The sequence below is a fragment of the Yersinia sp. 2545 StPb PI genome (assembly GCF_052217125.1).
Classification (GTDB): domain Bacteria; phylum Pseudomonadota; class Gammaproteobacteria; order Enterobacterales; family Enterobacteriaceae; genus Yersinia; species Yersinia enterocolitica_E.
In genome coordinates, this window is the sequence record NZ_JAZGPY010000001.1 from 2,923,252 (window position 1) to 2,943,537 (window position 20,286).

Consider the following 20,286-nt stretch of genomic DNA (forward strand, 5'->3'; position numbering starts at 1 on the left):
GACAGTATTAAATATTTTAATACTACTGATATTTACCCAAGGTCATGGGGGTTGTAGCCAATGACCCTGGGTACACTGAGGTCTCCGCTATGGCTCGCTATTATCTATCAACGATGGATGCGTTATATCGCCTGTCAATCTGGGTCGCTGGTATTGCCTTAATCATTATGGTTGTGGTTATCCCTATGGGGATATTTGCCCGTTATGTCCAAAACGATGGCTTATCCTGGCCAGAACCCGTCGCCATATTATGTATGGTGACATTTACTTTTATTGGTGCTGCCGCCAGTTATCGTTCTGGTTCACATATTGCCGTCAGTATGGTCACTGATCGGCTCTCTGAGACCGGTAAAAAAGTATGCCTGTTATTGGTTGATTTGCTGATGGTGCTGATAAGCCTGTTTATTTTGGTCTATAGCTACATTCTGTGTAGCGAGCTTTGGTCACAACCAGTGGCTGAGTTCCCATTACTGACAGCCGGACAAAGCTATATTCCTCTGCCAATCGGCTCCGCGATTACGCTGATGTTTATCATCGAGCGGCTATTTTTTGGCCCGCAGACCCACCGCCCGGTAGTGATGATCGGCAATTCATAATTTGGGGAACTTTGCCTTATGGACGCATTTATTTTAGTTTTTACGCTGGCAATCTTGCTGGCTATTGGTGTCCCGGTGGCTTATGCCGTCGGTTTAAGTGCCATCGCCGGTGCATTTTGGATTGATTTACCGTTGGAAGCGGTGATGATTCAAATCACCAGTGGCGTCAATAAATTCTCATTACTGGCCATTCCGTTCTTTATTCTGGCGGGGGCCATTATGGCCGAAGGTGGCATCGCACGGCGGCTGGTGAGTTTCGCCTATATTTTCGTTGGTTTCATCCGTGGTGGTTTGTCGCTAGTTAACATTGTGGCTTCAACATTTTTCGGTGCCATTTCAGGATCATCAGTGGCAGATACCGCCTCCATTGGCTCGGTAATGATCCCGGAAATGGATAAAAAAGGCTATCCGCGTGATTTTGCCGCCGCAGTCACCGCCAGTGGTTCAGTGCAGGCGATATTGACCCCACCCAGCCATAATTCGGTGATTTACTCACTGGCAACCGGCGGCACCGTATCCATCGCGGCACTGTTTATTGCCGGGATTTTACCGGGCTTGCTGCTCAGTTTTACCCTGATGTTAATGTGTGTCGGCTTTGCCTATAAGCGAGGTTACCCTAAAGGTGAACGAGTGCCGTTCCGTCAGGCGCTCAAAATCTTTGTCGATACATTATGGGGGTTGATGACGGTGGTCATCATCATGGGAGGAATTCTTTCCGGGGTATTTACCGCCACAGAATCTGCCGCGATTGCCTGTTTGTGGTCATTCTTTGTCACTATGTTTATCTATCGCGACTATAAATGGTCCGAATTGCCTAAACTGATGTATCGCACAGTAAAAACTGTCACTATCGTGATGATTTTAATAGGTTTTGCCGCCAGTTTCGGCGCTATCATGACCTACATGCAGTTGCCAGAACGTATCACTGAATTCTTTACCTCGGTTTCTGATAACAAATACGTGATTCTGATGTGTATCAATATCATGCTGCTGCTGATTGGCACCTTGATGGATATGGCACCGCTGATTTTGATCCTAACACCGGTACTGATGCCAGTGACCAATTCATTAGGTATTGATCCGGTCCATTTCGGTATGATTATGTTGATCAATTTGGGAATTGGTCTGATCACTCCCCCGGTGGGGTCGGTGCTATTTGTCGCCAGTGCGGTGAGTAAACAGAAGATTGAACAAGTGGTGAAAGCGATGTTGCCGTTCTACGGCGCACTGTTCCTGGTGCTGATGTTGGTCACTTATATTCCTGAAATATCACTGTGGCTGCCAAGGGTATTTGGCGTGTACACCGGCTGATAAACCGATAATCATGAGTCGGGCCGCTGACCGGCCCTTCTCACGGTTACTTTGTCATCAATACCACAGGCTCATGATTGGCCAGCCCACCAGCAGCAACATTGAGATGTAGAACACCCCCATGATGCCACCCAGCCGCCAATAATCTTTCGATTTCACATAACCACAGCCATAGATAATCACACCAGGGCCAGTCGCATACGGCGTCAGGACACCCATGATCCCAATGGATAACACCAGCAGCATAGATAAATGTTCCATCGGCACACCACTTAAACCTTTACCGACCGCCAAAATAACCGGCAGCATGGTTGCCGTGTGGGCAGACAAGCTGGCAAACAGATAATGAGAGAAATAGAACACCAATACTAGCGCGACCACCGTCATATTCGGCGAGAAACCATCCAAATGGGTACTCATGGTATTGGCGAACCAATCAATGAAGCCCGACCGCGTTAAGCCATTGGCCATCACCACTAGTGTGGCCAGATTGACCAGCGTGTTCCAGGCACTTGAGTATTTAGTAATGTCTTTCCACGACACCACATGCAGTGCCAACATCAGGGATACTGCCAGCAACCCTACCGCCGTCGCATCAATGAATTTACCGCCAAACACCCATAAGCACAGGCTCAGCAGCACCAAACCAATTAGGATTGCTTCCTTGCGCGTTAACGCCCCCATCTCAGTCAGTGCTGTTTGCGCCCAAGCCGCTACCTCATCGCTTTTGGTCACGCCGGGTTTATACAACACATAAGAGAGCCAGGGGGCCACTATCAGTAAAATTAACCCAACGGGCAGGAACGCCAAAAACCACTGCATCCAGCCAATATGGACACCGGCAATTTTATTGACAAACTCGATACCCAGCACGTTAGGTGCCGCGCCAGTGACAAACATGGAGGAGCTGATACTGGTCCCGATCACCATCATCCACATTAGGTACCCCCCGATACGCCGTGACGACGGATCATTGGGGAATGAATCAAACAGGGGTGGCAGATTTTTTACTACCGGGAACACTGTTCCCCCGGTACGGGCAGTATTTGATGGTGTAAAGGGTGCCAACAGAATATCTATAATAACAATGGCATAACCCAACGTCAGGGTACGTTTGCCCATGAATTTCACCATGAACAGGGCGATACGGCGGCCAAGTCCGGTGGCTTCATAACCCAGCGCAAAGATAAATGCCCCAAACACCAGCCAGACAGTGGTACTGGAGAACCCGGCCAGCCCCCATTTTAAAGACTCCTTACCGCCGTTAAAGCTGGCATCAGCCACTTCAGCCGCACTAAATAGCACCCAATCTGAACTCAGTACACATATCGTCACGGCGATAAAGCTTATCGCGGTGGCTGGAATCGGTTCTAAAATCATCCCAACAATCATGGCGACAAAAATCGCAAAATAGCGCCAGGCTTGAGGTGGCATTCCTTCCGGGGTGGGAATCAACAGCAGAACAGCCAGCACCACAAAAGGCGCGAGCGCTTTCCATAATTTCTCTTGCGACTTCAACATAGAGATACTCCTATAGCTGTTACTGGTTCAATAACAACGCTATTATTTTTGTGAGGGAGATGATGAGGGAACTGCGCCAGAAACCAGGTTAGGATCAGCAGGTCAGCACTGCCGCCGGGACTAAGGTTGCGGGCGATACATTGGGTATCAAACATTCGCACCCGCCTCAGGCTGAGAGGAGAACCCATCCCTGCCGATGCGAGTGAGGCCAGAATCTCTGTCGCCTGCTGTTGCAGCCATTGCAGCCCGGCCATACCGCCACGGGATACCACATTGGTATCGCTGTTGACGGACATCAAAATCAGCAAAGTGTGCAATAAGGCATGGTCGGATTCCGCCCCGTTAACTAATAAGCGTTGGTAAGCCGGCAAGGCATAATTCAACACGGTAGCGAAGCCAGATTCGGCCTCGCCGCGTGCGCCGGTCAGGCCATAGTGATTGAACAGCCGTTGGCCCGCCGTTTGTTGTGGATTGGATTGACACAACTCACGCTCTGTCAGCCCAGAGCACAGACGTGCCGCCTCCTGGCAAATAGCATCAGCGCTAATCCATTCACCTCGCGCTTTCAGCCGCCCCAACGCACAGCAAATTAATCCCAGCGAAAAAACGCTACCTTTATGGGTATTCACCCCCCCAGTGGCGTGGAACATACTATTTTCACACGCCAGTCCCAGCGGTCGCAGGCTGTTCAGTGCTGCCTGCCCACCAAGCTGAGCGTGGTTGATGCCCTGTTCTATAAAGCGCGGGAGCCACGGCGCAATAGCATCGGCACTGTGATAAAAATCGATCAGCGCCATATCCTTATGTGCACCACAATTGAAGCGATCCACCAGGCCCGGTTTCGGTGTCAGATTCACCTCTGCCAGCATGGCGCGATACGCCAGTGCGCCATATTTTTTGGCAAAGTCAGAGGAGGCGACAGGTGATTGAGCCGCCCTGTTGTCAGTGCGTTGCAGTTGTGGCATTGAGCATCAACTCCATCTGAACCAATAGTTGGTCAATACTGTGAGTTTGCGCGCGGGCACAGACATTGGCTGGACGGTGACAAAGCAGACAGCGGCGCGGCGCTAACCCCACATCACGGCGCGATAAGATTTGCCCCGATGCATCAAGCACATCGATATCCCATAACCGGCCCTGCGGGTGCTTTAGCTCAAGTAACAACGCGGCGTCCTTCACCTGTTCCGCAGGTAAATCCACCGCAATCAAACCTTCACAGCCGGTCGGCAGTGGAAAAATCTCTTGTTGCAACACTGGCCAACACTGCTGTTGACTTAGCGAGGTGATCGCCTGCCATGCCAATGCAAATAATTTGCGCGTCAATGGGTTATCTTTCACCGCACCGGGTGCCACCAACGTCAGTGAAATCAACGTCACCTGATGGCGAGCCAGCCACGCCTGTTGTCTGCTCTGACGGGACTCACGGCTGGTAAGTAACTCCGGTAAGCTGATGGGCCGGTTGGCCGCTAACGCAGGAGAGAGAGTGTTCATCGCCTACTCCTGTATTTGATGCACAACGTCAATTACTGAGCCGTCGCGATAGCGCACCACCGCTACGACGCGATCAGTAAATGCAATAGGTTGTGGCACGCCAGTCAGCAGTAACGCGCGCTGATGCAGCCATTCGATGGTGACTACGGCTAAACCGGCTTGCTGTAAGCGTTCTGCCAATTCGGGCCGGGCTGGATTAACCACAATACCATGATCGGTCACTAAAATATCGACGCTGGAGCCGGGCGTCACACAGGTGGTGACGTCATTGACCAGCGTCGGGATCCGGCCACGAACCAAGGGAGCGACGATGATAGAGAGTCGGGCGGCGACCGCCGTATCGCAATGGCCGCCAGAGGCACCGCGTAACACGCCATCCGAGCCGGTCAGTACATTGACGTTAAAACGGGTATCAATCTCCAGAGCACTGAGCACCACCACATCCAGTCGGTCGACTGACGCACCTTTCGAACTAAAATTGGCGTATTGATTGGCACTGATTTCGATGTGACGTGGATTACGGGCCAGTGAAGAAGCAGCCTGCCGGTCAAAGCTTTGCACATCCAACAACTTGGTAATCAGCCCTTTTTCGTGCAGTTCTACCATTGTTGAAGTAATGCCACCGAGGGCAAAAGCGGCAGTAATGTTGCGCCGCAGCATTTTATCCTCAAGGAAGCGCGTCACTGCCAGCGATGCCCCGCCGGTCCCGGTCTGCAAAGAAAATCCATCGATAAAATAGCCAGAACCGGCAATCACCTCGGCAGCTCGGCGGGCGATCAGTAACTCACGAGGATTCGAGGTCATTCGGGTGGTATCAGCACCGATCTTGTCGGCATCACCGACCTTTTCAACCTGTACAATCAGGTCAACTTGATCTTGGGTAATACTGGCTGGATGATGGGGATAGGTCACCACCGCTTCTGTCAGCAATACCACACAGTGTGCATATTCTGCATCGACTCTGGCATAGCCCAACGAGCCACAACAGGCATTACCGCTAAAGCCATTGGCGTTACCAAATTCATCACAGGCCGGTACGCCGATAAAGGCAATATCGATAGTCAGTTCGCCGGATTCAATCAGATTAACCCGGCCACCGTGGGAGTGAATCTGTACGGGTTTAGCCAGTAACCCACGAGAGACCTCCTCTGCCAACGGCCCGCGCAGACCAGAGGTATAGATCTCACTGACCACCCCATTGCGGATATGATCCACCAGCGGTGAATGGCAGTCGCTCAGCGAGCTGGAGGCCAGACGCAGATTTTTGAATCCCATGGCGGCAATGGTATCCATCACCAGATTCAGGGTTAAATCACCAGCACGAAAAGCATGGTGAAAGGAGATAGTCATGCCATCTTGCAACCCGCAACGGCGGATAACTGTCTCCAGTGAGTCACATATTTTGATATCACGGGGTTTCTGCGCCTGTAAATTCGCTTTCGAGGTGTTTTGATACAGGTGGTACGCCGGGCCGTTATCCTGAGTGCGACTTAAGCTTTCTACTCGTTGTTGCCTATTCATCTTTTATTCCTCACGCAGGCCACTGACCGCACGTTGCAAAACCAACCGTGCCCGTTCAATCACCGGGCTATCTACCATCTTGCCATTCAGGGAGACCACCCCACGTCCTTCGGCTTCCGCCGCCGCCGCCGCCGCCGCATCGACCACGCGTTGTGCGTGGTGGACTTCCTTCTCGGTCGGGGCATAGAGGTTATGTAGCAGTTCGATTTGCCGTGGGTTAATCAGCGATTTGCCATCAAAGCCCAGTTGTTTGATCAATGCGGCTTCCTGCAAAAAACCGGCTTCGTTGTTGGCATCGGAATAGACGGTATCGAAAGCCTGAATTCCAACAGCGCGGGCCGCCTGCAAAATTGAACAGCGCGCAAACAGCAGCTCAATACCTTCTGGTGAGCGCTCGGTACGCAAGTTACGCACATAGTCCTCTGCACCTAATGCAATCCCCATCAGGCGCGGAGATGCCTGTGCAATAGCCAGTGCCTGAGTAATCCCTTGTGCTGACTCAATCGCGGCCAGCAGACCTGTACTGCCAACGTCACGGCCGCATTCCGACTCGATACGGCTGATCTCGCGCGCCATATCGGTCACATCTTGCGCACAGTCAGTTTTGGGCAGACGTACAATATCGGCCCCCCCTCGGACCACCGCTTCCAAATCGGCCAGTCCGTAGGCTGAGTCCAACGCATTGACTCGCACAATGGTTTCCACATCTTGATAAAGCGGGTGTTGCAAGGCGTGATAGACCAAACGTCGGGCGGCATCTTTTTCGCGCAGAATAACCGAGTCTTCCAGATCGAACATCAATGCATCAGCCTGATAAATAAAGGCATTGCTTACCATTGCAGCATTAGCGCCAGGAACAAATAACATGCTGCGACGCATTCTGTTTTTCATTTCAGGTTTCATCACGATACTCTCCATGGCAGAATTTTTTCGTCACTTGCCCTGAGTAGCGCGGTTTCCAACCGAGCCTGCAACACGCAATCCAGTGCGCCTTTATCGTCAATAATCAGTTGCACTCCGCTTAGCCGATACTGTTCCAACAGTGCCAAAACACTGTAACGAATAGCTTCACCAAACTGCTTATCCACACTGCTATGTATTTGCAGATCTATTTCGGGTGGATTTAATGGCGCAATGCGCACCATCACGTCGCTCGACTCCAGTGTTCCGGCGACGGCCTCTCTGATAATTTTCATTTTTCACCTGATTAACTTGTCTTCAAATTCGAGATTGCTGATCTACGTATCTGCACCTATCTTTGTGCCCTGCTTTATTCGACTAAAACAGGGCTGGATCCTTTGCTGAAGCTACCTTTTTTGCCCGCTGCGCCAGCAGGCGTTGTAGATAGTGGCAGGTGGCGGGGGGGACCAATTTACGAATGGTTTCGCCATCCCCCTGAGCCAGTAATTTGCGTACCCAAGAGGCAGAAATAGCGGTGTTGTGATATTTAAGGCGCTCAATTTCTACCAGTGAGATGGGGGGATAGACTAATAACGGGGTTTCCAGCCAGTAGCTCATGTCATGGTTATATTTGGCGGTCACGGTACAAAACGGTTCGGTACCAACAAAGCGGTGAGTGACACCCAATGCCGGGGCCAAATATTGACGGAATATCTTCAGATCGATTTCGGTATAACAGTCATCGGCCACACCTTGATCTTTAATGAAATAACACGGGAAAGTGGCACGAGAGATCATATATTCCGAGCCTGGATGCACGGTAAGATTGGCAATATCCTCGGTGCCACTGAGCACTAATTGCAGGCGATCTTCATAAGGGAAACGCGAGTTATCTTCTTTCACCAAAAACAGGTGCAACCAATCACACTGTGCCGCGGCCTGGCGGACTAAATATTGATGCCCACGGGTAAACGGATTGGCATTCATTACAATGCTGCCAATTTTTTGTCCCGGTTGGCGTAACTGGCTTAGTTGTTTGGCATAACGCTGCAAGCGGCAGGCGCTATTTTCCATCAACACCACAATACCGGGGACACTGGCTATCGGATAAAAGCCACAGGTTTTAAATAAGTCTTCATTCTTGGTCTTGGTATAAATAAACAGATGGCTATGGTGACGTTCATAGGCCAAATTGACCAGTTCGGTCGCCAGGGTCAGCGCCAATCCTTCCCCCCTAACCTGCTCACTGATTGCCACGCATTTGATAATATTGCCGGCAATCCCGCCACAGGCCACGAGTTGTTCATTACGGCTTACGGTAATAAATACGTCAACAGTGGTATCTATATTCAGATCGTTTGCACGCAAGAAACGTGTTATTTCTGCAATTTGCTGATGCTCTGAACGATTAATTTGACTAAATACCGTATCCATAATTCACTCTCTAGCATAACGTTTATATAACAAATAAAACACAAGTTAAACTCCCGATAATCAGGCAAGTCAAAGCGTACGATTTAAATTAAAAATTCAAATAAAAACAACACTATAAAATAACCATTTAAAAACTGATTTTTAATTCCAATTAATTTACGACCACATGCTAAACATAAAAATAGCGTGGTTAATTGACCGATTTCACATATAAGAGAGTAAATATAAGTTATTTAATGGTTTTAATTTCTTTAATTATTAATATTATTTTTTATTTCTCTTAGCTATTTAATTATTGCTTAAATTCACTTATGTTAATGCCTGTGCTAATGGTCCATATGTTAATTAAGGTGAGTAGCATGCCCAGTTCCTCTTCAGGTTCTTCCCCATTACGCAAATTAAAATGGCACGGCCTGAAATGGAGTCGCTTGAAGAATATTGCCTTCCCGCTGCGTATATTTTTGCTGCTATTAACCGTCTCGATCATTTTGGTTGGTACACTTGATCGTTTTCTGAGCCACAGTTTTGAACAATATTTACTGGATCAGGTCAGTAAAACCGCGATGAATCAGGCCAAGATTATCGCCGCGATGGATTCGGTGGTGGCTGCAGTAAAACGCCGCGATAAAGCTCAGTTAGCACAAATTGTGGGGCGGTTAGGTGATACCTCAGATCTTGATTATCTGGTGATTGGCGATACTCAGTCGATTCGTCTGTATCACCCTAATCCGCAAATGATTGGTTATCCGATGCAATGGACGAAACCCGGTGCGCTGGAACGAGGTGAAAGTTATATCATTTTCGGTAAAGGCTCGATGGGGGAAGCGATGCGGGCCAAAACCCCGATCCGTGACGAACACGGACAAATCATCGGGGTCGTTTCTCTGGGCTACCTCATCAGCAAGATTGACCACTGGCGACTCATTTATCTGCTGCCACTCACTCACTCGTTTATCATGGTGCTGATTGTATTGCTATTGTTGTCATGGCTGTTTGCACACCACATCCGCCGACAAATGATGGGAATGGAGCCGAAAGAGATAGCGCGGGTATTGCGCCAACAAGAAGCCTTGTTTGGTGCCGTATTTGAAGGGCTGCTGGCGGTTGATCCTGAGGGAAGGATCACTGCAATCAATCAAAATGCGCGTAAAATGCTGCACATCTCCGCCACACCACAACAGTTAATAGGTTGCAACGTCAGTGAAGTGGTCTCACCTGACCATTTCTTCCTCGATCAAACCGGCGATAACCGTCAGGATGAGCTATGTACCTTTAATGGCTTGAATACTATCGCCAATCGGGCGGGTATTTGGTCTGAAGAGGGGGTGTTTCAAGGCTGGGTGGTGAGCTTTCGTAGCCAGGATGATATTCATACTCTTAGCGTCCAACTGAGCCAGATTAAGCAATATGTCGAGAATCTGCGCACGGTACGCCATGAACACTTGAACTGGATGTCAACCATCAGTGGGTTATTGCAGATGAAAGAGTTTGATCGGGCGCTTGAGATGGTAAAAACCGAGTCTTCATCCCATCAGGCTCTGATTGATATGTTACGTACCGCGTTCAGTAACCGGCAAATTGCCGCTTTACTCTTCGGTAAATACCACCGGGCCAAGGAGTTAGGGCTGAGCTTGAACTTTATTCCCGGTTGCCAGTTGGGCATACTGCCGCCCACCATCGGGGAGAACGAATTGGCTGCCATCATGGGGAATTTACTGGATAACGCTTTTGAGGCTAGCTTGAAGAACCCGGAATGCGATAAACAGGTTGAGATTTACCTCTCTGATGAAGGGGATAACTTGATTTTGGAGGTTGCTGACCACGGTTGCGGTATCGATCCACAACTGCAAGATAGCTTATTCGAACGCGGTATCAGCTCTAAAAATTCAGACGAACACGGGATCGGCCTGTACCTGGTAGCCACCTATGTTCAGCAAAGTGGCGGCACCATTACGATAGAAGAAAATCCGCCGCGCGGCACCTTATTTACGGTCTTTATTCCGAAGACGCGTTGATCTCAAAGATGAGGAGATCCCATGGAATGGCTTAATATTTTAGTGGTAGAAGACGAAACACCGCTGGCAGAGATGCATGCAGAATTTATCAAACAAAGCAGCTATTGCCACGAAGTTTGGCTCGCGGGTAACTTGCAACAAGCCCGCAGCATGGTGACGCGTTTCAAGCCTGATTTGATTTTGCTGGATAACTATCTGCCCGATGGTAGTGGCCTGGAATTACTGCGTGAGATGACCTTACAGGGTTTCTCTGGTGGCATTATTTTCGTCACTGCTGCCAGCGATAGTGAGACGGTATCTGAAGCAATCCGTTATGGGGTTTTTGATTACCTGATTAAACCGGTAGCCTATGAGCGGTTGGAGCAGTCATTAGCCCGTTACAGCCACCGCCATCAGGTATTACAAGATGGTACCAAGGTTAATCAGCGCCAGATCGATGAAATGTATAATACCTATGCCCGTGGTGAACAGAAAGTGACGCTACCATTAGGCATAGACCAGATGACATTGGACAAAATCCAAACCCTATTCAGTGATAACACGGCGGAGTACACCGCAGAAACTGTCGCCCAGGTTCTGGGATTAAGCCGTACTACGGCACGCCGTTATCTGGAGTTCTGTGCCACTAATCAGGCCCTACAGGCAGAAATTATTTATGGCAAGGTGGGTCGGCCACAGCGGATTTATCGCAGTAAAAAATCAGCGTAGTTGGCACGACTCTCCACTCGACAGCAAAGGCGTTCCACCGTCAATCACGTGGAGCGCTTCATTTCTCAGATAATAATTGCCTAGTTAATAATCAGATTTTTCCTGCATCTGTTAAGCCTCTAACATTTTTGATAACAATTATTGCTACAACAAAGATTGATGAGCATCATGCAGGCTAGGTTCCGTAATACAGAAAAATCATGATTAATGTTGCATTGATAGATGACCATATTGTCGTCCGTTCTGGGTTTGCCCAACTGCTCTCGCTGGAAAAAGATATTCGCATTATTGGTGAGTATGGTTCGGCAGCACAGGCGTGGGCCGAACTACCGAATATCGATGTGCATGTTACCGTTATGGATATTTCGATGCCGGATGAAAGCGGGCTAAGTCTGCTCAAACGTCTGCGTCAAACCATGCCTCATTTTCGCGCAATTATTCTGAGTATTTATGACACCACCGCCTTTGTGCAAAGTGCGATGGATGCGGGAGCCAGCGGCTATCTGACTAAACGCTGTGGGCCGGATGAATTGGTTCAGGCGCTGCGGACGGTCAATGGCGGCGGCCTCTATCTGTGTGCCGACGCACTGCGAGCACTGCGTTATATACCACAACATCCGCCACAACTGGCAATATTAACGCCACGCGAGAAAGAGGTTTTCCAATTGTTAATCAATGGAATCAGTGTTAAATCCATTGCCGAGCAATTGTCACTCAGCCACAAAACCGTCCACGTCCATCGAGCCAATATTCTGGGCAAACTCAACTGTGAAACCACTGTCGAACTGGTGCATTTTGCCCTACAGCATCAGTTGTTGGCAGGTAACTAAGTATGTTGCAGCTACGGTCGGTGGGGCTATCGCTGTTTCTGACCATCTTCTATTCTCTGAGTTGGCTCGCCCTGTGGACCATCAGTTTTTATCTCAGTAATGACGGTTTACACGCCGTTTTACTGCTGCCGCAAGGGCTACGGCTGGCCTTAATGATTCTGCTACCCCGCCGTTATTGGCCGGTACTGCTGCTGGCCGAATCTGGGATGTTGTGGTGGTTGTATAGCGAAAAGTTACAAGTTACGGCCTTAATTGTGCTTTCATCGGCGCTGAGTTTATTGCCCGCCTGGCTGAGTCAACGTTTCTGGCATCACTACACCCTTTATTGGCAACGGCTGTTACTTTTACTCACGGCGGTGACGGGCAACAGCTTACTGCACGGCTTCGTACTGGGTTTTTGGCTACCTTTATCGTTAACGCAGACCCTGCTTGCCACCTTTACCGGCGGTATTTTGCTAGTCCCCTTTACCTATCTTATCTATGAATATTTAAAGCAGCAGCACATCCGTAACCTGTTTTCCCAACAGATGCCCGATCCGCCGCTGCGTACCTCGCTACTGATTTGGTGCTCGCTTATTTTTGCCATTGGCGTGTGTATACAGGTTGCTATTACGCCGAATATGGAGCGCCTGTTGCTGATTTTTGTTTTTCTGCCCAATGTGTTTATGGCTTACAAATTCGGTTGGCAAGGGGGGGTATTGGCTGCGGTATTAGGCAGCCTGATGATAACGGTCACCCGTCAGGCCAGTGGCGCGTTTCATGACCTGGCGGAACTGGAGCTGTTCCTCTCGACCCAAGCCCTGCTGGGGATGACGCTGGGTATCGCTATCAGCCGTCAGCAGCAACTGACACAACATCTGCACCGTTACCGCAATCAGTTAGAACAAGAATTACAAACTCGCCGCAAACTAATGGAGCGGTTGGTGCATACCGAGGAGGATGTGCGCAAAGAGATTGCACGCGAGTTGCATGATGAGATTGGTCAGAATATCACTGCAATTCAAATCCAAGCGATGTTAGTCAACCGCAGCGCCCCCTCCGCGGCAGCGCAATCCGCAGCAAATCAGATAAGCACCCTGTCGCAACGTATTCATCAAACCACGCGCCAACTGTTACGCCAGTTACGTCCGCCAGTTCTGGATGAAATGCCGCTGGATCAAGCACTGCACCATCTGGCTGAAGAATTTGCTTTTGCCGAGCAAGGTATCAACTTCCAACTGGATTATGCGCTGCCACCCGACCCTGGTGAAGATGCAGTGATATTCACCCTGTATCGATTGGTGCAGGAGTTATTGAACAATATTAATAAGCATGCCAAGGCACACAATATTCACGTCAGCCTGCGCATCGGTAACAATATCATCACGCTGGACGTGCGCGATGATGGCATGGGTATTCCGGTACAACCGCCTGGAGGTGGTTTTGGCCTGCGTGGCATTGAAGAACGGGTGCGCGCACTGGGGGGAGACTGGTTACTGCAACGCCGGCTAGGTACCCGGGTGGTGGTCAATCTACCCACTCACGTCCGCAGTAATGACACTGTGAACCTGCCCACAAAATTGAATCAAAAGTCTTCATAAATAAGCATTATTCCTAGCCGCCTAAAACCTTGTCTCATCTCTTTCACTTTCACCTTCCCTACACTCAACTCACTTACTGGAGGAATCCATGCCTGCATCGTACACGTCGTCGAAGACTTTACCCCCCGAGCCTTTGACGCCGGAACAGGTGAATGCGCGTTATCGCTATTGGCGGCCGCGCCTGATGGCCGCCATGGTGATGGGTTACGCCGCCTTTTATTTAACGCGTAAAAGTGTCAATTACGCGATGCCAGTGATGCAACTGGAACTGGGGTTGGACAAAGGGGATATCGGCTTACTCGGCACCCTGTTTTACCTGGCTTACGGCGGTTCTAAATTTGTCTCCGGTATCGTCAGCGACCGGACTCAAGCCCGCTGGATTATGGGCATCGGCCTGATGATGACCGGGGTGCTGAATGTGGTGTTCACCCTATGCCACACCCTACCCGCACTGTTAATTGTGTGGACCTTGAATGGCTTCTTTCAGGGATGGGGCTGGCCGCCATGCGCCAAATTGCTCAGCACATGGTATTCACGCAGTGAACGCGGTAGCTGGTGGGGATGCTGGAATACCTCTATCAGCATCGGGGGGGCGGCAGTGCCTCTGCTGTCTGCCTTTCTGGCTTCGCACTATGGCTGGCAAGCCGCACTACTGGTACCGGGTGCGATAGGCATCGTATTAGGGATTTGGCTGTGCTGGCAGTTGTGCGATAAGCCGCAACAGCAAGGTTTGCCGACTATCGGCCAATGGCGGCGCGATCCACAGGATCAATGGCAGGAGCAACAAAGCCCGCCGATGCCGATGGGGCGTATTTTACGTGATGCCATTTTAGGTAATCGCACCATCTGGTTGCTGGGGGTCTCTTATGTGCTGGTCTATTTGATCCGCATTGCTCTCAACGACTGGGGCAATATCTGGCTGGCGGAGAGCCATGGGGTCAATTTGCTCAGTGCCAATGCCACGTTGTCGTTATTTGAGTTAGGTGGATTATTTGGCGCGCTGTTTGCTGGCTGGGGATCAGATCTGTTATTTCGTGGTCAACGGGCACCGATGATTTTGTTATTCGCGCTGGGGTTATTTCTGACTATGACCGCGCTGTGGTTGGCACCGGTACATAACTATCCGCTGCTGTCAGTGACATTTTTCAGTATCGGTTTTTTTGTTTTCGGGCCGCAAATGCTCATTGGATTGGCGGCAACGGAATATACCCATAAAGACGCCGCCGGTACGGTCACTGGATTTCTCGGATTATTTGCCTACCTCGGTGCAGCACTCGCGGGATGGCCACTGGCGCAAGTATTGCAACATTATGGCTGGCAAGGCTTTTTTGCCTTACTGACGTTGGCATCAGCCGGGGTTGGGTTGCTATTAATGCCGCTATTAATGACCGGTATGAATTTGTCGGGGTTGGAACCCGCGCAAAAGAGATTCGCCCCACAAGATAAAGATAATCTTTAGCCCGCAATGGAACGCAGGTGAGTAGCACCTAAAAAAGAAAATAAAACAGTACGTTACGTGAAGTCAGCACGACCTCTACCCTACAACATCAGCCCGACCTGTCACCCCGTATCGGCGACAAAAAGGGATAAAAGGATAATGTTATGAAACTCGCACCACTCTCAGTTCTGATTGCCGCCGGCCTCGCCCTGAGCGCCTTGACTACTGTCGCCAAAGCCGAAGGCCGTCTGGTGATTTATTGCAGTGCCACCAATGCGATGTGTGAAGAAGAAGCCAAAGCCTTTGGGGCAAAATACGATGTAAAAACCAGCTTTATTCGTAATGGTTCCGGCAGCACGCTGGCCAAAGTGGATGCTGAGAAAAAGAACCCGCAGGCCGATGTTTGGTATGGCGGCACTCTGGATCCACAATCTCAAGCGGGTGAAATGGACCTGCTCTATCCTTACCAGTCACCTAATCTGGCGCAAATAATGCCGCAGTTCCGTGATCCGGCCAAACGCAAAGGTAACTACTCTTCAGCGGTTTACATCGGCATTTTAGGCATGGGTGTGAATACCGACCGCTTGAAAGAAAAAGGTCTGCCAGAGCCAAAATGTTGGAAAGACCTGACCAACCCAGTTTACAAAGGTGAAATTCAGATTGCTGATCCACAAAGCTCCGGTACCGCCTACACCGCGTTGGCAACTTTTTCACAATTATGGGGTGAAGATGCCGCCTTCGATTACCTGAAAAAACTGAATGCCAACGTGTCGCAATACACCAAATCCGGTATTGCCCCGGCCCGGAATGCTGCCCGTGGCGAAACCACAATTGGTATTGGCTTCCTGCACGACTACTCGCTGGAAAAAGAGAAAGGTGCACCGTTGAAATTGATCTCGCCATGTGAGGGTTCCGGCTATGAAATCGGCGGAGTCAGTATCCTAAAGGGCGCTCGTAATCTGGATAATGCCAAGTTATTTGTTGATTGGGTGTTGTCAAAAGAGGCACAAGAACTGGCATGGCAGAAGGGCCAGTCCTACCAGATTCTGACCAATACCACGGCGGCAACCTCACCTAACTCGCTCAAGTTGGATGATCTGAAGCTGATTAACTACGACATGGACACTTATGGTGCCACAGAAATGCGTAAGAAGCTGATCACCAAGTGGGTCAACGACGTCAAGATGGGCCAATAAAAGCCCACAAAGGACTCCGACTCATATAAATAATTTATTTCTATAACCGAGTCATTGGCGTTGCAGCAAGGCAGCAAGTGAATAACAGATCGGTCGGTGACCGGTTTGCATAGCATTTATGCCGGTTCGCAAGGTAAGCGAACATTGCTGTAACGCCAGGGACAAAGGGTATCTGGGGAACACCATGACACATGCACATGCTCTGCGGCTCCCGCAGACACGGGATGCTATTTTCTATTGGCTGGCTTTCGCCGTGGCTGCTTTTGCCCTATTGCCCGCGTTTAGCCTGGATTACGGCCTGCTTGAGGCCAGTCGTTCGGAGCTACTGGCCTCTTATGGTTGGTCTGGCCTTAATATCAGTACGCTGTGGTTTGGCCTGCCGTTACTGCTGCTTTTCAGGCCATTGTCACCCGTTGGTCGCGAACATCGCTACCGCCATCTGTTTGATGCAGGCTATGCCTTATTCTGCGCACTGCTGGTGGTGGTAAGCTCAGCCTGGCTCGGGCGCGGGTTAGGATTTGCCACTATCGGGCTGTTTATCGCTCTGGGGGCAATCATTACTCTGGCGCTGGCGCGCCTTGAATGGCTGGGTGGTGACCGTTTTGTACTCGGATCACTGGTGACTATCATTGCCCTGATCACCGTTTTTATTCTGTTCCCCAGTATTGCCATTTTTATCCCGATCTTTACCGATGAGAGTGGCGCTTTTGCACCGTGGCAGTTTATGGCAATCCTCGGTCAAGCGCATATCCTGCAAGTTATCTGGAATTCGTTCCTGCTGTCGGTGGCGGTTGGCATAGGTTGTACCTTTTTCGGTATGGTGCTGGCTATCTATACCACGCGTATTGCCAAACGCTCCGCTTTGCTGGGGCGCATCTTCTCAATTCTGCCTATTGTTACCCCACCCTTTGTCGTCGGGCTGGGTGTAACCTTGATGATGGGCCGCTCCGGCTATGTGACAGAGTTGATGGTCACTTGGTTCGGACTGACCAATACCAACTGGTTATATGGCTTCACCGGCATCTGGCTGGCACAAGTTTTAGCCTTTACGCCGATGTCATTTATGATCCTCGATGGCGCAATCAAAACTATCCACCCGTCGCTGGAGGAAGCCTCTTATACCTTGCGGGCCAGCCGTTGGCAGACCTTTATGCAGGTGTTTTTACCCTTGCTAAAACCGGCATTGGCCAACTCATTCCTAATCGTCATTGTGCAATCACTGGCTGATTTCAGTAACCCATTAGTGTTGGGTGGTAACTTTGACGTGCTGGCTACCCAAATCTACTTCTATATCACTGGTGCACAACTTGACTATCCAGCAGCCTCCACGCTGGGGGTTATCTTGCTGATGTTTTCACTGTTTATCTTCTGCATTCAGTATATGTGGATAGGTAAACGCTCTTACGTCACCATTTCTGGTAAGTCTTCTCGGGGCGATGTCCAGCCATTACCGGTATCACTGGTGTGGGGCACCACCGCCATGCTGTATGTGTGGATTGCCTTTAACGTCTTACTGTATGGCAGCATTTTCTACGGCAGTTTCACCGTCAACTGGGGGGTCGATTACACCCTGACGCTGAATAACTTTAATCAGCTATTTGGTCAAGGTTTCAGTGACGGCGCATGGCCTTCTCTGCTCGATACGCTGCTCTATGCGGGTATTGCTGCCCCTATCACCGCCGCCTTTGGTCTGCTGATTGCCTATATCGTGGTGCGCCAACAGTTCCGTGGTAAAAAAACCATCGAATTCAGCACCATGTTGTGCTTCGCGGTACCGGGTACGGTCGCGGGGGTGTCCTATATTCTGGCCTTTAACAGTGCCCCGGTGTACCTGACCGGTACTGCCGCCATCGTTATTATCTCTATGGTGATGCGTAATGTGCCGGTAGGGATACGCGCGGGGATTGCCGGGCTGGGACAACTGGATAAATCATTGGATGAGGCATCACTTAGTCTGCGGGCGGGTTCGCTGCGTACGGTGATTTATATTCTACTGCCGTTGCTACGCCCGGCGATTCTATCGGCGCTGATTTACAGTTTTGTGCGCGCCATGACTACCGTCAGTGCCATCGTCTTCCTGGTAACACCTGATACACGGGTCGCCACCTCTTACATCCTTAACCGGGTGGAAGATGGCGAATACGGTATTGCCATCGCTTATGGTTCGATTCTGATTGTGGTCATGCTCGCCATCATCTTCCTGTTTGATTATCTGGTTGGCGAAGCGCGTACTGCCCGCTCGAAAGCCAGTAATGCTGAATAATGACGTACTGATAAGGCTGAATGCTATGTCTACTATAAATACAGTATCTACTCAAAATAATCTGTCAGAGCAAAAGACAGTCACTGGCGATAAGAAACATTTCGTCGAGCTAAAACACGTCACCAAGCGTTTTGGTAGCAATATCGTGATTGACAGTCTCAATCTGGCTATCCCTAAAGGAGAAATGGTCACCCTGCTGGGGCCATCGGGTTGTGGTAAAACCACGGTATTACGGCTGGTTGCCGGGCTAGAAAAACCGTCCGGTGGACAAATCTTTATCGATGGTGAAGATGTGACTGACCGATCTATCCAGCAACGGGATATCTGCATGGTATTCCAGTCCTATGCCTTGTTCCCGCACATGTCACTGGGCGAAAACATTGGCTATGGTCTGAAAATGCTGGGCCGGCCGAAAGATGAGATTCGAGATCGTGTACAAGAAGCCTTAGCGTTAGTAGATTTAGACGGCTTTGCCGATCGCTTCGTGGATCAAATATCCGGTGGGCAGCAGCAACGTGTTGCGCTGGCAAGGGCACTAATCCTCAAACCTAAAGTGCTGCTTTTTGATGAACCGCTCAGTAATCTGGATGCTAATTTGCGCCGCAGCATGCGTGATAAAATTCGAGAATTGCAGCAGCAGTTTAATATTACCTCGCTGTATGTTACCCACGACCAAAGTGAAGCCTTTGCCGTGTCTGATACCGTGCTGGTGATGAATAAAGGTAAAATAATGCAAATTGGTGCGCCACAAGAACTGTATCGCCATCCCGCCTCGCATTTTATGGCCAGTTTCATGGGTGACGCTAACGTCTTTCCAGCCACTATTCACAGCAGTAGCGTTGAAATCTTCGGTTATCACATTCCTAAACCACAGGGATTTGCCGCCCAACGGCAACAGTCCACCGTAGGTGTACGACCAGAGGCTATCACGCTAAGTCAGCAAGGTGAGCCAAGCCAGCGGTGTACTATTAATAAAGTGGCTTATATGGGGCCGCAATATGAGGTACTGGTGGATTGGCAAGGTCAATCTTTGCTATTGCAAGTAAATGCCACACAACTGCAACCCGCCCCCGGTGACAGTTATTATCTGCAAATCCATCCCTATGGCATGTTTGTTCTGGCTGATACTCCCCAGTAGACTTGTTGGCGAGCAGCGTAACAATACGTTGCTCGCTCTTTCGTTAAACAATCGGCCGTTTTTTGCGCAAGGATTGAGCTAAAAGCCAAAATTCTCAATAAGTTGCGCAAACTGTAAGCAAACAATCCAAATTTACTGTTTCCCCTTTGACATGTTCCTCATACCCCGCTATTATTCGCCCCGTTCACACGATTCCTCTGTAGTTCAGTCGGTAGAACGGCGGACTGTTAATCCGTATGTCACTGGTTCGAGTCCAGTCAGAGGAGCCAAATTAGAGAAGCCCGCTTAGGCAACTAAGCGGGCTTTTTATTTTAATCCTGTAGATTCACGCTCCGCCGCAGTTT

Annotated in this window: 17 protein-coding genes and 1 tRNA gene; 11 read left to right on the forward strand and 7 right to left on the reverse strand. The window is 49.9% G+C overall.

What is annotated here, in order from left to right; all coding sequences use genetic code 11:
• Positions 1-89: 89 nt before the first annotated feature.
• Complete coding sequence (locus V1955_RS13710; protein WP_083159210.1) at positions 90-596, forward strand: TRAP transporter small permease; 507 nt, start codon at positions 90-92, stop codon at positions 594-596.
• Positions 597-614: 18 nt separating this feature from the next.
• Positions 615-1,907, forward strand: coding sequence for a TRAP transporter large permease (locus V1955_RS13715; protein WP_019080904.1), 1,293 nt, complete (start codon positions 615-617; stop codon positions 1,905-1,907).
• A gap of 57 nt (positions 1,908-1,964) precedes the next feature.
• Here the strand turns inward: V1955_RS13715 and V1955_RS13720 are convergent, their stop codons facing one another.
• From V1955_RS13720 to citC, 7 genes are all read right to left on the reverse strand, one after another.
• Positions 1,965-3,428: an anion permease gene (locus V1955_RS13720; protein ID WP_083159211.1), complete on the reverse strand. Its 1,464-nt coding sequence runs from the start codon at positions 3,426-3,428 to the stop codon at positions 1,965-1,967.
• Positions 3,422-4,393, reverse strand: coding sequence for a triphosphoribosyl-dephospho-CoA synthase CitG (gene citG / locus V1955_RS13725; RefSeq protein WP_442821048.1), 972 nt, complete (start codon positions 4,391-4,393; stop codon positions 3,422-3,424). Before citG ends, V1955_RS13720 begins: the two co-directional genes overlap by 7 nt.
• Positions 4,371-4,919, reverse strand: a complete 549-nt coding sequence (gene citX, locus V1955_RS13730; RefSeq protein WP_005185535.1) for a citrate lyase holo-[acyl-carrier protein] synthase — start codon at positions 4,917-4,919, stop codon at positions 4,371-4,373. Before citX ends, citG begins: the two co-directional genes overlap by 23 nt.
• A gap of 3 nt (positions 4,920-4,922) precedes the next feature.
• Positions 4,923-6,440 carry a citrate lyase subunit alpha gene (gene citF / locus V1955_RS13735; RefSeq protein WP_442821049.1) on the reverse strand — a complete coding sequence of 506 codons (1,518 nt, stop codon included), beginning with the start codon at positions 6,438-6,440 and terminating at the stop codon, positions 4,923-4,925.
• A gap of 3 nt (positions 6,441-6,443) precedes the next feature.
• Positions 6,444-7,343, reverse strand: a complete 900-nt coding sequence (locus V1955_RS13740) for an aldolase/citrate lyase family protein (protein WP_442821443.1) — start codon at positions 7,341-7,343, stop codon at positions 6,444-6,446.
• Entirely contained in the window at positions 7,343-7,636 is a 294-nt protein-coding gene (gene citD, locus V1955_RS13745) for a citrate lyase acyl carrier protein (RefSeq protein WP_083159214.1), read from the reverse strand. The genes V1955_RS13740 and citD overlap by 1 nt, the downstream gene beginning before the upstream one ends.
• A gap of 82 nt (positions 7,637-7,718) precedes the next feature.
• Positions 7,719-8,774, reverse strand: coding sequence for a [citrate (pro-3S)-lyase] ligase (gene citC, locus V1955_RS13750; RefSeq protein WP_083159215.1), 1,056 nt, complete (start codon positions 8,772-8,774; stop codon positions 7,719-7,721).
• Positions 8,775-9,112: 338 nt separating this feature from the next.
• Between citC and dpiB the strand changes: the two genes are divergently transcribed.
• The 9 genes from dpiB to V1955_RS13795 all read left to right on the forward strand — a co-directional run bounded on the left by dpiB (position 9,113) and on the right by V1955_RS13795 (position 20,211).
• Positions 9,113-10,789: a sensor histidine kinase DpiB gene (gene dpiB / locus V1955_RS13755; protein ID WP_083159216.1), complete on the forward strand. Its 1,677-nt coding sequence runs from the start codon at positions 9,113-9,115 to the stop codon at positions 10,787-10,789.
• Positions 10,790-10,810: 21 nt separating this feature from the next.
• Positions 10,811-11,497, forward strand: a complete 687-nt coding sequence (dpiA, locus tag V1955_RS13760) for a two-component response regulator DpiA (RefSeq protein WP_083159217.1) — start codon at positions 10,811-10,813, stop codon at positions 11,495-11,497.
• Positions 11,498-11,697: 200 nt separating this feature from the next.
• Positions 11,698-12,327: a response regulator gene (locus tag V1955_RS13765; protein ID WP_083159218.1), complete on the forward strand. Its 630-nt coding sequence runs from the start codon at positions 11,698-11,700 to the stop codon at positions 12,325-12,327.
• A gap of 2 nt (positions 12,328-12,329) precedes the next feature.
• Entirely contained in the window at positions 12,330-13,907 is a 1,578-nt protein-coding gene (locus V1955_RS13770) for an MASE1 domain-containing sensor histidine kinase (RefSeq protein ID WP_083159219.1), read from the forward strand.
• Positions 13,908-13,995: 88 nt separating this feature from the next.
• Positions 13,996-15,366 (forward strand): MFS transporter family glucose-6-phosphate receptor UhpC, encoded by a 1,371-nt coding sequence (gene uhpC, locus V1955_RS13775; protein ID WP_083159220.1) that lies wholly within the window; start codon positions 13,996-13,998, stop codon positions 15,364-15,366.
• Between the two features lie 143 nt (positions 15,367-15,509).
• Positions 15,510-16,541 (forward strand): ABC transporter substrate-binding protein, encoded by a 1,032-nt coding sequence (locus V1955_RS13780; protein WP_083159221.1) that lies wholly within the window; start codon positions 15,510-15,512, stop codon positions 16,539-16,541.
• Between the two features lie 184 nt (positions 16,542-16,725).
• Positions 16,726-18,804, forward strand: coding sequence for an ABC transporter permease (locus tag V1955_RS13785; protein ID WP_083159222.1), 2,079 nt, complete (start codon positions 16,726-16,728; stop codon positions 18,802-18,804).
• Between the two features lie 25 nt (positions 18,805-18,829).
• Positions 18,830-19,942 (forward strand): ferric ABC transporter ATP-binding protein, encoded by a 1,113-nt coding sequence (gene fbpC / locus V1955_RS13790; RefSeq protein WP_227746542.1) that lies wholly within the window; start codon positions 18,830-18,832, stop codon positions 19,940-19,942.
• A gap of 193 nt (positions 19,943-20,135) precedes the next feature.
• Positions 20,136-20,211 (forward strand) — tRNA-Asn (locus V1955_RS13795).
• Positions 20,212-20,286: the final 75 nt, after the last annotated feature.

Bases quoted from the DNA above. Each gene is read 5' to 3' on its own strand.
- V1955_RS13710 (WP_083159210.1), top strand. From the start codon at position 90: ATGGCTCGCTATTATCTATCAACGATGGATGCGTTATATCGCCTGTCA.
- V1955_RS13715 (WP_019080904.1), top strand. From the start codon at position 615: ATGGACGCATTTATTTTAGTTTTTACGCTGGCAATCTTGCTGGCTATT.
- V1955_RS13720 (WP_083159211.1), bottom strand. From the start codon at position 3,428: ATGTTGAAGTCGCAAGAGAAATTATGGAAAGCGCTCGCGCCTTTTGTG.
- citG (WP_442821048.1), bottom strand. From the start codon at position 4,393: ATGCCACAACTGCAACGCACTGACAACAGGGCGGCTCAATCACCTGTC.
- citX (WP_005185535.1), bottom strand. From the start codon at position 4,919: ATGAACACTCTCTCTCCTGCGTTAGCGGCCAACCGGCCCATCAGCTTA.
- citF (WP_442821049.1), bottom strand. From the start codon at position 6,440: ATGAATAGGCAACAACGAGTAGAAAGCTTAAGTCGCACTCAGGATAAC.
- V1955_RS13740 (WP_442821443.1), bottom strand. From the start codon at position 7,343: ATGAAACCTGAAATGAAAAACAGAATGCGTCGCAGCATGTTATTTGTT.
- citD (WP_083159214.1), bottom strand. From the start codon at position 7,636: ATGAAAATTATCAGAGAGGCCGTCGCCGGAACACTGGAGTCGAGCGAC.
- citC (WP_083159215.1), bottom strand. From the start codon at position 8,774: ATGGATACGGTATTTAGTCAAATTAATCGTTCAGAGCATCAGCAAATT.
- dpiB (WP_083159216.1), top strand. From the start codon at position 9,113: ATGTTAATTAAGGTGAGTAGCATGCCCAGTTCCTCTTCAGGTTCTTCC.
- dpiA (WP_083159217.1), top strand. From the start codon at position 10,811: ATGGAATGGCTTAATATTTTAGTGGTAGAAGACGAAACACCGCTGGCA.
- V1955_RS13765 (WP_083159218.1), top strand. From the start codon at position 11,698: ATGATTAATGTTGCATTGATAGATGACCATATTGTCGTCCGTTCTGGG.
- V1955_RS13770 (WP_083159219.1), top strand. From the start codon at position 12,330: ATGTTGCAGCTACGGTCGGTGGGGCTATCGCTGTTTCTGACCATCTTC.
- uhpC (WP_083159220.1), top strand. From the start codon at position 13,996: ATGCCTGCATCGTACACGTCGTCGAAGACTTTACCCCCCGAGCCTTTG.
- V1955_RS13780 (WP_083159221.1), top strand. From the start codon at position 15,510: ATGAAACTCGCACCACTCTCAGTTCTGATTGCCGCCGGCCTCGCCCTG.
- V1955_RS13785 (WP_083159222.1), top strand. From the start codon at position 16,726: ATGACACATGCACATGCTCTGCGGCTCCCGCAGACACGGGATGCTATT.
- fbpC (WP_227746542.1), top strand. From the start codon at position 18,830: ATGTCTACTATAAATACAGTATCTACTCAAAATAATCTGTCAGAGCAA.